The following is a 12,555-nucleotide window of genomic DNA, read 5'->3' as shown; positions in this document are numbered from 1 at the left end:
AGGCCAAGCAAGGTCGTAAGAGAGCGTTTTCATGCACGAAGATTTACCCAATATCAGCGCTAGCGCATTAAATATTCCAACGCTGGAACAGTTACAACCCGCTCAGCAGTCTGCGCATAAACCGCGTATTTTATTGTTGTACGGTTCTACCCGTCAGCGTTCTTTTAGCCGTTTAGTGGTGCAAGAAGCAGCGCGTTTGTTAGAAACCTTTGGTGCAGAAACTCGTATTTTTAATCCGTCGGGTTTGCCCTTGCCGGACGACGTTGAAGACACCCATCCTAAGGTGGCTGAGTTACGTGAATTGATGCAATGGTCAGAAGGCCAAGTCTGGTGCTCGCCAGAGCGGCATGGCGCTATGAGTGCGGTATTTAAAGCACAGATTGACTGGGTGCCGTTGAGCATGGGCGCTGTGCGTCCGACTCAAGGTAAAAGCTTGGCGGTGATGCAAGTCTGTGGTGGTTCGCAGTCCTTTAATGTGGTCAATCAACTGCGTGCTTTAGGGCGTTGGATGCGCATGTTTACCATCCCTAATCAGTCTTCAGTGCCAAAAGCCTTTACTGAGTTTGCTGACAATGACCGCATGCAACCGTCACCCTATTACGACCGCATTGTTGATGTGATGGAAGAGTTGGTGAAGTTCACCTTATTGCTACGCGACCGCCAGGATTATCTGGTGGACCGTTATTCTGAGCGTAAAGAATCAGTAGAAGAGTTATCGCAGCGGGTTAATCAAGGTTCGATTTGATCCATGAGCTTTGCTCAGAGTGATCAAGCATCACCGTGAAGGCGCTACAGATTTTTGGCATTGGCTGGTGTTTAAGCGTCTCGCTGGACAGCCCGTGGTACTGGATTTCGCCAGTTATTTGCCCAGTAATGCTCGGACAGACTTCGAAGTAATGCAGCCCAAATGGTTTATTGCGGTGCACAAAAGATAGGATTGATTACGCAAAGAGGTGAGGGTGGGTTTGGGGACTACATTTAGCAACATATCCTGCAGGAATACTGGATAATAGCAGTCATTCTTTTTGCTCTGTATTCTGGTGATTCGCTGTGGAAATTAAGGTTAACTTTCTCGACAACTTGCGTCTTGAAGCCAAGTTCGATGACTTTACTGTGGTGGCTGATCAGCCGATTCGTTACAAAGGTGATGGCTCTGCGCCGGGTCCCTTTGATTACTTTTTAGCCTCATCGGCGCTCTGTGCAGCGTATTTCGTTAAGCTGTATTGCCAAGCTCGTGATATCCCAACGGAAAATATTCGCCTGTCGCAGAACAATATTGTTGATCCAGAAAACCGCTATAAGCAGATGTTTAAAATTCAGGTGGAGCTGCCTGAAGATATTTCTGACAAGGACCGCCAAGGTATTTTGCGCTCGGTTGAGCGTTGCACAGTGAAACGTGTGGTGCAAAATAACCCAGATTTCGTCATTGAAGCAGTGGGTAATTTAGATGCCGATGCCCAAGCGTTGCTGGGTACGACTGTGGATGAAAACAACCAAACCTTTATTGCCGGTAAAGACCTGCCGCTAGAAAAAACCATCGCCACCATGTCCGGCCTGATTGCTAATTTGGGTATGAAGGTTGAAGTCGCTTCGTGGCGCAATATTGTGCCCAATGTGTGGTCGCTGCATTTGCGTGATTCACAATCGCAGCTGTGCTTTACCAATGGTAAGGGCGCAACCAAAGAAAGCGCGCTTGCCTCAGCTTTAGGCGAGTTTATTGAGCGTCTGAACTGCAACTTCTTTTACAACGACCAATTCTGGGGCGAAGGGCTGGCCAATGCGGACTTTGTCCATTACCCCAATGAGCGCTGGTTTCAGCCGGGCCCTAATGATGAGCTGCCTGCTGAGATTTTAGATGAGCACTGTTTGGCGATTTATAATCCGGACGGCGAACTCTGTGGCTCGCATTTGTATGACACCAACTCCGGTAATACCGCGCGGGGTATTTGCTCGATTCCTTATGTGCGCCAATCCGACGGTGAAACGGTGTACTTCCCCACCAACCTGATTGAAAACCTGTTCTTAAGTAACGGTATGAGTGCCGGTAACACCCTCGAAGAAGCGCAGGTGCAATGCCTGTCAGAAATCTTTGAGCGAGCGATTAAGCGGGAAATTTTAGTGGGTGAAATGGCTTTGCCTGATGTACCGCAAGAAGTGCTGAATAAATACCCCAATATTGTGGCTGGGATTAAAGCGCTGGAAGAGCAGGGTTTTCCCGTGTTGGTCAAAGATGCCTCTATGGGCGGCCAGTTTCCAGTGATGAACGTCACTTTAATGAACCCACGCACTGGCGGAGTGTTTGCCTCTTTTGGTGCACACCCGAATTTTGAAGTGGCGTTGGAGCGCAGCCTGACTGAGTTGTTGCAAGGGCGTAGTTTTGAAGGCCTCAACGATATTGCCCGCCCAACGTTTTCCACAGAAGCAGTGACTGAGCCGAATAACTCAGTGGAGCACTTTATTGATTCCAGTGGTGTGGTGTCGTGGCGCTTCTTTAGCGCTAAAGCGGACTATGAGTTTGTTGAGTGGGACTTCACTGATAGCGGCCGCAACACAAATGCGCAGGAAGCTGAATTGCTGTTTGGCTTGCTGGAAAACATGGGCAAAGAGGTCTATGTGGCGGTGTTTGAGCACTTGGGCGCTACTGCCTGTCGGATGTTGGTGCCAGATTTCTCTGAGGTGTATTCAGTGGATGATTTAATCTGGGACAACACCAACAAAGCGCTGCAGTTTCGCGAGGATATTCTCAATCTGCACCGCTTAACCGATGCTGAGTTGGACGCTTTGGTGGAGCGCTTAGAAGACAGTGAAGAAGATCATCACAGCGATATTAAAACTCTGATTGGTATTGAATTTGATGAAAATACTGTTTGGGGGCAGCTGACGATTCTCGAGCTGAAACTACTGATTTATTTAGCCCTGAACCGCTTAGAAGAGGCCTTAGAGCTGACCGAAGAGTTCCTACAGTTTAACGACAATACCGTTGAACGCGAGCTGTTTTATCAGGCCATGGCCGCTGCTTTAGAAGTGGCGCTGGATGATGAGATGGCGTTGAGCGACTACGAGCCGAACTTTCGACGCATGTTTGGTAACGAACGCATGGATGCGGTGATTGGTTCTTTGCAAGGCAGTGTGCGCTTCCATGGTTTAACCCCAACCAATATGCAGCTGGAAGGTTTGGATAAACATTTACGTTTGCTCGATAGCTTGAAAAAGCTGCATACAGCGCGGGCGCGGTTTGTAGGTTAAGGCGATGAGTAAACCGATGCGCGCTGCCATATTACGGATTTTTATCCTGTTACTGCTAGTCTGTGTCGGTGCTTTTGCTTGGGAGTCGGCAAGGAATGCCAAAATGCAGCCTGTTACTGGGCAAGTTCTGGGTACTGTCTATAAAAGCTATATTATTGGCTATAAAGTGCAGGGGCAGAGCTATCAGTTGGAAACGCGTATCGGTGTGGTGGATGCCCTGACAGGGCTTGGCTTGCTAACCGCAGGCGCAACAGTACCCATCTTAGTCGATCCAGAGCAGCCCTATCTGGCGCTGATCAATACCGGCAATGGCCGTTACGGCATTACCTTGGCTTTTGTGTTTCTGCTGCTGATATTTATGCTAGTCGTGTTGCTATCGGCTATGAAGACAAGGTTAGCAGCTAGGGGGCAATAGGCTTGCTTGCAGTTGGCTGCTGAATGAATATCGAAGAGGTTGTTATGATCGAACGTTCCAGTGCTACAGATATTACCACTGCCCTAGAAGCGCTTAATCAAGGCTCTGATGCTATATGGCGCATTCAGGATGATAAGTTGTATCAGGAGTTTAAATTCCCGAGCTTTGTTGCCGCGTTCGGTTTTATGACCCAGGTGGCGATTTTGGCTGAAAAAGCGAATCATCACCCAGAGTGGTTCAATGTGTACAACAAGGTCAGCATCAGCTTAACCACCCATGATGCGGGTGGTATTTCGACGCGGGATTTTGCCTTGGCTAAGCAGATATCGGCTTTGATTGCATAGCTCTAGGACGTTACTCGTAACGCTTCTTTACGCCTTGTTGTGCTGGTGCGCTCAATGGATCCTCCGGCCAGGGGTGTTTCGGATAACGCCCGCGTACATCTTTGCGCACTTCTGGATAGACATTGCGCCAGAAGTTACCCAAATCAGCGGTTACCGCCAGTGGTCTTTGTGCTGGAGAGAGCAGGTGAATCAGCACTGGGACTTTACCGTCCGCCACTGTGGGCGTGTCGAGCCAGCCAAACAGCGCTTGCAACTTGGCGGCCAAGACTGGGCCGTTTTCTGCAGTGTAATCCAAGCGCACATTCTGTCCGGTGGGAATAGCCAAGGTGGTGGGCGCTAAGCTGTTGAGTTGTTGCTGTTGTGGATACGTCAGCAAGCTATTAAGAGCTTCAATGAGATTGAGTTTTTTCAGATCCGACCAGCGCTGCATACCGGTTAAAAAGGGCAGCAGCCAGTCTTCTAATCTATTCAGCAAAGCTGTTTCGCTAACATCCGGCCAATCATCAGGAAAAATTTTGGCCAGCAGCTTGACCCGCGCGCACCATTGGGTCGCTGCATCTGTCCAAGGCAGACTGACCAGACCCTTGTTGCGCACGGCATTGAGCAAGCCTTGTTGGATCAGCGCAGGATCAGCTTTAGCCAGTTCTTTTTCCTGCAGCACCAGCTCGCCTAATTTGCGTACGCGACGGGCCACTACGGTACCGCGCTTGTCATCCCACAGAGCTTCTTCGCTGGTGTGAATTAAATGCGCTAAGTCATGTTCGATATCGGCAATATCCACCGGTGCCGCCAGATAAATGGTGGCTTCACGGGTTTTGCCATCCAGATCAGCGGCCACTAACCAAGCGTGGCGGAGCAAACTGTCATCAGCGCGTAAGGTCGCGCCTTTACCATTACTCAGTTGATAACGGGTAGACTGCTCCGCGCGACGCTGAGCTATGCGGTCGGGGTAGGCCAGTGCTAACAAACGGCCGGTTTCTGTCGGACTGGCAAGCTGCGCGGGTACATCACTTTTTTGCAGCAAACGTTTTGCTACCTGCCGGATGCTGCTTAAGCGCGCAGTATCTAAGCGTTCAGGTCGGTATTCGCCGTGCAATACGCGCAAACGCTCGTGCAGGTCGGCGCCCGAATTAGCTCCGAGCAGATCGCGCTCATCCAGCAGGGCGGCCAGCTCTGCGGCCGTCGCGCCAAGGCCTAGTGTGCGCCCGAGCAACACCATATTGGCTAAACGTGGATGAATGCCTAACTCACGTGCGGCTTTGCCATGTTCAGTAATCGCGCCGGCACTATCGAGCATGCCGAGCAGTTGCAGTAGCTCGCGGGCTTGATTCCAGTGCGCCGTTGGCGGTGGATCAATCCAAGCCACCTGCGCTGGATCGCGAGCGCCCCATTGGGCTAACTCCAGAACAAGTGCGACTAAATCCGCCTCTTGGATTTCGGGCGGGGTGAATTCTGCCAGCGTGGCCTGTTCTTCTGCGCTCCAGAGTCGATAGCACACGCCCGGCTCAATACGTCCAGCGCGGCCTTTGCGTTGTTCGGCCGAGGCTTTGGATACCCGCGTGGTCACCAGTCGCGTCATGCCGCTATTGGGATCAAACACTGCGCGCCGTTGCTGACCGCTATCAATCACCACACGCACGCCTTGAATGGTTAAGCTGGTTTCGGCAATTGCCGTAGCCAACACCACTTTACGCGTGCCCGCAGTGGTGGGTGAAATCGCGCGATCTTGTTCGTCAGCTTTGAGGTTGCCGTATAAAGGTGTGATCAGCACATCATCGGTTACCTGTCCGCGTAACTGGTTTTCGACGCGACGAATCTCCGCCGCGCCGGGCAGAAAGACCAGCAGCGAACCGCTTTGCTCAGCCAGCGCCTCATGAATCACGGCGACCACCGCATCCGTTTGCTGCCGGTTTCTCAGCTGCATTGGGCGATAGATCACCTCCACTGGAAAAGCCCGGCCGGCGCTGCTGATCACTGGCACATCACCGAGCACACGGGCAATGGGTGCGCTATCTAAAGTGGCCGACATCACCAGGATGCGTAGATCGTCTCGCAAGGCTTGTTGCGACTCGCGCACCAACGCCAAGCCTAAATCGGCATGCAAGGAGCGCTCGTGAAATTCGTCAAACAACACTGCAGCGTAATCCTCCAGCATGGGATCACTTTGAATCATGCGGGTCAAAATGCCTTCAGTGACTACTTCAATCTGCGTGCTGGCAGAAATCTGGCTGTCCAGTTTGGTGCGGTAACCGATGCTTTGCCCAGCTTTCTCGCCGAGTTGCTGAGCCATATAGCGAGCCGCTGAGCGCGCGGCTAATCGTCGAGGCTCCAGCATCAAAATCTTACGCCCCTCACGCCAAGGCGCATCGAGTAAGGCCAGGGGCACACGCGTAGTTTTACCCGCACCGGGCGGTGCTTGCAGTAACGCAGTACTGTGCTGTTCAAGGGTTTTTTTGAGTACTGGCAGGATGGCATCGATGGGCAGCATGGTAAGTTGGGTCTGAAAAAGGGACTGCTGCTGATTGTAGCGCAAGGTGTTGGGTAAATGATGGCGATTCAGTGTGTTGATGTGGCGCTGTCATGTGGCTGAGCTATTTTGCTCAATAGTCAATCAGCCTTTGGCGTTGCAATGCGCTGAGCAGTCCGCATCATAGACCGCCAATTTTAAAACCAAGTTGGCTGTAATGTCGTTGACCGGTAGTTTTTCTCAATCTGCTGCATCTGACTCCGCTGTAAATTCATCCTCCCACCGCTTCGGCGATCCAATCGTTCTAATACCTACTTTGTTGCTACCACTGGCGACTCTATGAGTTACGCCATCGCTGTGGGCGGGTCCCAAAGCGGCAATGGCTATGGCCCGTGAGCAAAAGCTACTCTAAGAAAAGCGCCCCTAGCTGATCAGGGCTAGGGGCGCTGGCAGCTCGACTGGTAAACAGCCTTGCGCCAGTGTGGCTATGGCGTTGGTGGATGGGTTTAATCCCTTACTTGGCAAAACAGTATTGAGCTGTTTTGCCAGCAGTTGATCAGTTTGCTTCCAGCTGTAGCGCACGCTGGTAGCTTGGGAGGCTTTCAATGTGGGTAATATAACGCTGAATGTGTGGGTATTTATCGCCACATTGCAGCATCTGTAGGGCGCCCTGTACAACAAAACCCAGCATAAAGTCCGCGCCACTGAGACGCTCCTCGACGAGGAATGTTTTGCCGTCTAAGTACGCATTTAAATAAGTGAAAACCTTGTTAAATTCCATGGCGGCGTAGCTGTCGAGAAACTTTAACGTGGTGCCTGCTTTTGTTTCGTAACGGTTAAATACTGTTAATAAGAAAGGCAGCATTGCTGAGCTTTCAGAAAAATGCAGCCATTGCAGGTAATCGCCGTAGGCTGCCGACTCCTCATCTGGAGCTAAATGTGGGGCAAAGCGCTTAATCAATAACTCAACAATTGCTCCCGATTCAGCAATGACCTTGCCATCCAATTCAATCACAGGGGATTTACCTAGGGGATGAATGGCCTTAAGTGCTGCTGGCGCTAAGTGTGTTTGTGCATCGCGTTGATAGTGAATGAGCTCGTATGGCTGCCCAATCTCTTCCAGTAACCAGAGAATACGGATTGAACGTGAAGCGTTGAGGTGATGAAGTTTGATCATGTTGGCTGTTTCCTTGTGTGGCACGCAGGTTTGTTGTATGCATGAGTGCTAGTTGAGCGCAGTGCCATAAGTTGCGGTCACTGAGGTGCGTGTAGCAAGCATTGTATGTTCTAAAAATGCGACCAGTCTATTATTTATTTTCCGTGGTAAAATTAGGATTGGCTGGTTAAGTACAATTTTGAGTCGCTATAGCCTGAGCAGCATTGATTGCGGTGGGCTAAAACTCAGTTAGCAGGTTTGCGCGAGTTGCCAGCAGACTTGATATAATAGTCTTGAATGATTTGCCTCTTCGAATATCTGCATATAGGTGCCTGATCCTGATGAAACAAAATTACGCTGATACACGCCAGCAGTTACTTGATACGGGCCATCGAATGATGGTGGTAAAAGGTTTCACTGGTGTTGGTCTAAATGAGATTTTGCAGGTTGCTGGTGTACCTAAGGGTTCGTTTTACCATTACTTTAAATCTAAAGAGCAGTATGGGCAGTCCTTGCTAGAAGAGTATTTTGAAAATTATCTAGCAGATATGGAGCAACGTTTCACCGCAGCACAGATGAGTGCGCGGGAACAGCTTATGGGCTACTGGCAGAACTGGCTAAATAACTATTGTGAGCCGGGTGATGCGCAAACCTGTTTAGCGGTTAAGTTAAGCGCAGAGGTTGCAGACTTGTCGGAAGCAATGCGTATTACCTTGCGCGACGGCACTGATCAAGTTATTGCACGCTTAATCCGCTGCTTAGAGCAAGGGCAGCAGGATGGCTCGCTACCACCACAGATCAATGCCCAGCAAACTGCTACAGCGCTGTATCAGCTTTGGCTGGGGGCGAGCTTATTGAGTAAGCTGCACCGTAATAACCAACCTTTAGTCAGCGCAATGCTGACTACCGAGGCTATGCTGGCTGGTACTTAACCGGCGTTGGATGATTCGCTGCCTTAGCGTATTAAAACTGCTGGTGCAGAGCTGTTCAACCTGTTGTGCTAATTAGGCAAGATTTTAGTTGGCTTGAGTCTGATTGTTAATCAGAGCGGACTGTAATAATTCGTCTAGACGACTGGTCTAATTTTATATATAGTACGCCCATTGCGCCGTAAACTGTAGCAAAAGTCAGAGGCCGTGAACCTGTGTAGTGCAGGCGGCCATTGGCTTTTGTTGGCAGGTAAGACTAACAAACACTCTTTTTTCTAGGCGACTGGTCTATTTTTAGTGGTTTAACACTGCTGGCTAGGTATATATCAGGCGTTTATTGCCGTAATAGGGAACCGTAAATGAATACAGATAGCTTATTTGAGCCGCTGCAACTTGGCCGCCACACTTTGAACAACCGCGTGGTGTTACCGCCTTTGACCCGTTCACGCAGCACCCAGCCGGGTAATATTGCAAATGAGCTGATGGCCACCTATTACCAGCAGCGGGCCGGTGCTGGGCTAATGATTACTGAGGGCACGCAAATTGAGCCGCGCGGCCAAGGTTATGCTTGGACACCGGGGATTTACAGCCCAGAACAGATTGCAGGCTGGCGTAAAGTAACCGACGCTGTGCATGCACAAGGTAATATTATTTTTGCCCAACTGTGGCATGTGGGGCGTGTGTCACATACCTCCTTGCAGCCCGACGGTGCTGCGCCTGTGGCACCTTCAGCAATTGCTGCTAATAATGTCAAAGTGTTTATTGAAACCGGACCCGGTAGCGGTATTCTCGCCGAGCCGTCAATACCGCGGGCATTAACCACAGCAGAGGTTAAAGAGTTGGTGCAGCTTTATGCGCAAGCCGCGCGTAATGCGTTAAGTGCCGGTTTTGACGGTGTTGAGCTGCATTGCGCCAATGGTTACTTGGTCAATCAGTTTATTTCTGAGCACAGCAACCAGCGTGACGATGAGTACGGTGGTTCGCTGCACAATCGTCTGCGTTTCTTGCGTGAAATCGTTGCCGCTGTTGCTGAGGTGGTGGGCGCAGACCGTTTAGGCGTACGCTTTGCTCCGTTGTTTGCCAGTACCGAAGAAGACCGTGTGTATATGGGGCTGGTAGAAACAGATCCACGCAACACTTATATAGAGGCCATTAAGGTGTTGGAAGAGGCGGGTATTGCCTACTTATCCATTGCTGAAGCTGATTGGGATAATGCGCCAGAGTTGTCGGATGACTTTCGTCGAGAAGTAAGACAGATCTTCAGTGGTCGCATTATTTATGCCGGACGTTATACCGTCGAGCGCGGTGTAAAAACCTTGGCTGCAGGGCTTGGTGATCTGATTGCCTTTGGTCGGCCATTTATTGCCAATCCAGACTTACCGCAGCGCATTGTCAATGGCTGGCCGCTCAATCCAGTTGATCCGGCGACCATGTATGGCGGTACGGCGGAGGGTTATACCGATTACCCTGTCTATCAAGCAGAGTAGTCCTGATTGCTCGTTTTGTTACCTGAGCATTGCTGCAGTTCATTGAGTTTGCAGGTGCGTTGGATGCTCAGCTACTGCTGCATATCGGCCCCACAGCTTACGGCTGCTGGGGCTGTTGAGTTTGTGCTCACTCAGCGCTGCGCTCGACCAATGCTGGAAAAACCCGCGCCCACTCTTCAAAACCACCATCCATACTGTACAAATCGCTAAAGTCTTGGCCATGTAAGTAGGCTGCTGCGCTTTGGCTGGAATGGCCGTGATAGCAGATCACAATGGTAGGGGCATCCAAGTCGGCATGGGCAATAAACTCCGCCAGAGATTGGTTGTCAAGATGAATAGCTGCGCTGGGGTGACCGTTGGCAAAGCTTTCTGGGTCGCGTATATCGACCATCACGGCGCCATCGGCACAGAGCTGCTGGGCTTGTTGAACATTGATTCGTTGAAAAGCGTGCATGGAATCCTCGTGCAAAATTGGGAGTTACTGAGCTGGCGCGCAGCTGCAGCGCTCGAAGTGTTGGCTGTCAATATTGTACAGCGACATTTGCCCACCCCAGACACAGCCAGTATCAAGGGCAATGGTGTTAGGGGCTGGGCAACGGCCTTCCAGTGCTGCCCAATGACCAAATAAAACAGTGTCATGGCGGGATACGCGCTGTGGGTGACTGAACCAAGGCGCAAAGCCTTTAGGTGCTGAGTCTATGCCTTCTTTGGCTTTAAGTTCTAATTGGCCATCTGGGCTGCAAAAACGCATGCGGGTGAAGTAATTGGTGATCAGTCGCAAACGCTCGATGCCTGTTAGCCCGTCGTGCCACATATTTGGCTGATCGCCGTACATACCGTCTAAATAGGTCTGATAAAGGCTGTCATCGCGTAATACCTTGTGCACTTCTGCGGCGCGGGCGAGGGCCTCGGCAATGCTCCACTGTGGGGCAATTCCGGCATGGACCATGCTGATATTACGTTCGGCATCATGGTGCATCAGTGGTAACTGGCGTAACCAGAACAGCAGGTCAGCACAGTCCGGCGCATTCAGCACCTCACGTAAAGTGTCTTTCTTTTTGAGCCGTGCAGTATGGTTCGCGATGGCCAGCAAGTGCAGGTCATGATTGCCCAGTACGCTGATCACAGAGTCGCGCATGGCATACAGAAAACGCAATGTTTCTAAGGATTGCGGACCGCGGTTGACTAAGTCGCCAACCAGCCATAGTTGGTCTTGGCTGGGGTCAAAATTAACTCTATCGAGTAAGCATTTGAGTGGTGCTAAACAGCCTTGTACATCGCCAACAGCGTATGTCGCCATTAATGTAAAGCTCCTGGTACGGCTAAACCAAAGGGGGCAATGGGTGCTTCAAACTCTTCGCCGTCTTCAGCGCGCATGGTGAAACTGCCCTGCATGCTGCCCACCGCAGTGGTCATCAGAGTACCGCTGCTGTAGCTGAATTCATCGTCAGCATCGATCACAGGCTGCTCGCCAACCACGCCAGAGCCGCGGACTTCTTGGGTTTTGCCGTTGCCATCGGTAATGATCCAGTGGCGGCTTAATAGTTGTGCTGAGTGCTCACCGTTGTTACGGATGGTGATGTCATAGGCAAACACATAGCGGTTATCTTCAGGGTGTGAGTGTTCGGCTAAGTAGCGCGTATTCACACTGATACTGATTGTATTGCTCAGATAATTCATAGTGTACTCAAGGTGACTCTGCTGCTTGTAGCGCGGTGAATTGATCAGCTAAACGCACAAAAGCAGCAATATCTAGTTGTTCAGGTCGTAAGCTGCCATCTACTCCAGCCGCGGCGATGGCCTCGGCAGGTAAGACATTTTTCAAGGTGTTGCGCAGGGTTTTACGACGCTGATTAAAGGCTTCGCGGACAATACGATCCAGTGCGCGGGCATCTTGGGCTTGGTGGGGGAGCTCAGTGTGCGGGGTGAGGCGCACAATGGCTGAATCCACTTTAGGTGGCGGGCTAAATGAGCCTGGGCCCACATTAAATAAATGCTCCACTCGGCAATGGTACTGCACCATAATGGATAAGCGTCCCCAGTCACCGCCGCCGGGTTTGGCCGCCATGCGTTCAACCACTTCTTTTTGCAGCATAAAGTGCATGTCGTGGACTAAGTGGGCATTGTCCAGCAGGTGAAAAATAAGTGGAGTGGAAATATTGTAGGGTAGGTTACCCACTACGCGCAGGCTGGCTGGCGCAGGATCAAGGCGGGCAAAATCAAACTTAAGTGCATCGCCCTCGTGCAAAGTGAAGTTCGGCGCAAGGGCAAACTTTACTTTGAGAATGGAAACTAAGTCGAGGTCAATTTCAATGACATCGAGCTTGGCACCGCTGTTGACTAAGCTTTCAGTCAGGGCACCTTGGCCTGGGCCAATTTCTAGTAGGTGTTGCTCTGCGCGAGGCGAAATAGCGCGAATAATGCGATCAATCACGCCAGTATCGTGCAAGAAGTTTTGACCAAAACGCTTACGGGCGCGGTGTTGATAGATCTGGGACATTCGGCTGCTCC

Annotated in this window: 13 protein-coding genes; 7 read left to right on the top strand and 6 right to left on the bottom strand. The window is 51.0% G+C overall.

Annotated elements, in window-relative coordinates; genetic code table 11:
• Positions 1 to 31 precede the first annotated feature (31 nt).
• From arsH to O6P33_RS00380, 5 genes are all read left to right on the top strand, one after another.
• The gene (gene arsH / locus O6P33_RS00400; protein ID WP_269818291.1) at positions 32 to 745 is read left to right on the top strand and encodes an arsenical resistance protein ArsH; all 714 of its coding nucleotides are present in this window, start codon (positions 32 to 34) and stop codon (positions 743 to 745) included.
• Positions 746 to 764: 19 nt separating this feature from the next.
• Complete coding sequence (locus O6P33_RS00395) at positions 765 to 935, top strand: hypothetical protein (protein WP_269818290.1); 171 nt, start codon at positions 765 to 767, stop codon at positions 933 to 935.
• A 115-nt stretch (positions 936 to 1,050) separates the two neighbouring features.
• Complete coding sequence (locus tag O6P33_RS00390; RefSeq protein WP_269818289.1) at positions 1,051 to 3,246, top strand: OsmC domain/YcaO domain-containing protein; 2,196 nt, start codon at positions 1,051 to 1,053, stop codon at positions 3,244 to 3,246.
• Positions 3,247 to 3,250: 4 nt separating this feature from the next.
• On the top strand, positions 3,251 to 3,661 hold the full coding sequence (locus O6P33_RS00385; RefSeq protein WP_269818288.1) for a DUF3592 domain-containing protein: 411 nt from the start codon (positions 3,251 to 3,253) through the stop codon (positions 3,659 to 3,661).
• A 44-nt stretch (positions 3,662 to 3,705) separates the two neighbouring features.
• Complete coding sequence (locus O6P33_RS00380; RefSeq protein WP_269818287.1) at positions 3,706 to 4,005, top strand: 4a-hydroxytetrahydrobiopterin dehydratase; 300 nt, start codon at positions 3,706 to 3,708, stop codon at positions 4,003 to 4,005.
• Positions 4,006 to 4,015: 10 nt separating this feature from the next.
• Here the strand turns inward: O6P33_RS00380 and hrpB are convergent, their stop codons facing one another.
• Both hrpB and O6P33_RS00370 read right to left on the bottom strand, forming a co-directional pair.
• A complete protein-coding gene (gene hrpB, locus O6P33_RS00375; protein WP_269818286.1) occupies positions 4,016 to 6,493 on the bottom strand; it encodes an ATP-dependent helicase HrpB in 2,478 nt (825 codons plus the stop codon).
• Positions 6,494 to 7,028: 535 nt separating this feature from the next.
• Positions 7,029 to 7,649, bottom strand: a complete 621-nt coding sequence (locus O6P33_RS00370) for a glutathione S-transferase family protein (protein ID WP_269818285.1) — start codon at positions 7,647 to 7,649, stop codon at positions 7,029 to 7,031.
• Positions 7,650 to 7,969: 320 nt separating this feature from the next.
• On the opposite strand from O6P33_RS00370, the gene O6P33_RS00365 reads away from it, so the two are divergent.
• Entirely contained in the window at positions 7,970 to 8,560 is a 591-nt protein-coding gene (locus tag O6P33_RS00365; RefSeq protein WP_269818284.1) for a TetR/AcrR family transcriptional regulator, read from the top strand.
• Between the two features lie 356 nt (positions 8,561 to 8,916).
• Entirely contained in the window at positions 8,917 to 10,044 is a 1,128-nt protein-coding gene (locus O6P33_RS00360) for an alkene reductase (RefSeq protein ID WP_269818283.1), read from the top strand.
• Positions 10,045 to 10,171: 127 nt separating this feature from the next.
• Here the strand turns inward: O6P33_RS00360 and glpE are convergent, their stop codons facing one another.
• From glpE to rsmA, 4 genes are read right to left on the bottom strand one after another with little or no spacing between them, the layout of a single operon-like run.
• Complete coding sequence (gene glpE / locus O6P33_RS00355; RefSeq protein ID WP_269818282.1) at positions 10,172 to 10,498, bottom strand: thiosulfate sulfurtransferase GlpE; 327 nt, start codon at positions 10,496 to 10,498, stop codon at positions 10,172 to 10,174.
• Between the two features lie 24 nt (positions 10,499 to 10,522).
• Entirely contained in the window at positions 10,523 to 11,344 is an 822-nt protein-coding gene (locus O6P33_RS00350) for a symmetrical bis(5'-nucleosyl)-tetraphosphatase (RefSeq protein ID WP_269818281.1), read from the bottom strand.
• The gene (apaG, locus tag O6P33_RS00345) at positions 11,344 to 11,724 is read right to left on the bottom strand and encodes a Co2+/Mg2+ efflux protein ApaG (protein ID WP_269818280.1); all 381 of its coding nucleotides are present in this window, start codon (positions 11,722 to 11,724) and stop codon (positions 11,344 to 11,346) included. Before apaG ends, O6P33_RS00350 begins: the two co-directional genes overlap by 1 nt.
• Positions 11,725 to 11,731: 7 nt before the next feature.
• Positions 11,732 to 12,544, bottom strand: a complete 813-nt coding sequence (gene rsmA / locus O6P33_RS00340) for a 16S rRNA (adenine(1518)-N(6)/adenine(1519)-N(6))-dimethyltransferase RsmA (RefSeq protein ID WP_269818279.1) — start codon at positions 12,542 to 12,544, stop codon at positions 11,732 to 11,734.
• Positions 12,545 to 12,555 lie beyond the last annotated feature (11 nt).

The organism is Denitrificimonas caeni, from assembly GCF_027498055.1.
In the GTDB taxonomy this organism is placed as follows: Bacteria; Pseudomonadota; Gammaproteobacteria; order Pseudomonadales; family Pseudomonadaceae; genus Denitrificimonas.
This window is presented reverse-complemented; position numbering and strand designations above follow the sequence as displayed.

Excerpts from the sequence above, each read along its gene's own strand:
- arsH (WP_269818291.1), top strand. The coding sequence starts at position 32 with ATGCACGAAGATTTACCCAATATCAGCGCTAGCGCATTAAATATTCCA.
- O6P33_RS00385 (WP_269818288.1), top strand. The coding sequence starts at position 3,251 with ATGAGTAAACCGATGCGCGCTGCCATATTACGGATTTTTATCCTGTTA.
- O6P33_RS00380 (WP_269818287.1), top strand. The coding sequence starts at position 3,706 with ATGATCGAACGTTCCAGTGCTACAGATATTACCACTGCCCTAGAAGCG.
- hrpB (WP_269818286.1), bottom strand. The coding sequence starts at position 6,493 with ATGCTGCCCATCGATGCCATCCTGCCAGTACTCAAAAAAACCCTTGAA.
- O6P33_RS00370 (WP_269818285.1), bottom strand. The coding sequence starts at position 7,649 with ATGATCAAACTTCATCACCTCAACGCTTCACGTTCAATCCGTATTCTC.
- O6P33_RS00365 (WP_269818284.1), top strand. The coding sequence starts at position 7,970 with ATGAAACAAAATTACGCTGATACACGCCAGCAGTTACTTGATACGGGC.
- O6P33_RS00360 (WP_269818283.1), top strand. The coding sequence starts at position 8,917 with ATGAATACAGATAGCTTATTTGAGCCGCTGCAACTTGGCCGCCACACT.
- glpE (WP_269818282.1), bottom strand. The coding sequence starts at position 10,498 with ATGCACGCTTTTCAACGAATCAATGTTCAACAAGCCCAGCAGCTCTGT.
- O6P33_RS00350 (WP_269818281.1), bottom strand. The coding sequence starts at position 11,344 with ATGGCGACATACGCTGTTGGCGATGTACAAGGCTGTTTAGCACCACTC.
- apaG (WP_269818280.1), bottom strand. The coding sequence starts at position 11,724 with ATGAATTATCTGAGCAATACAATCAGTATCAGTGTGAATACGCGCTAC.
- rsmA (WP_269818279.1), bottom strand. The coding sequence starts at position 12,544 with ATGTCCCAGATCTATCAACACCGCGCCCGTAAGCGTTTTGGTCAAAAC.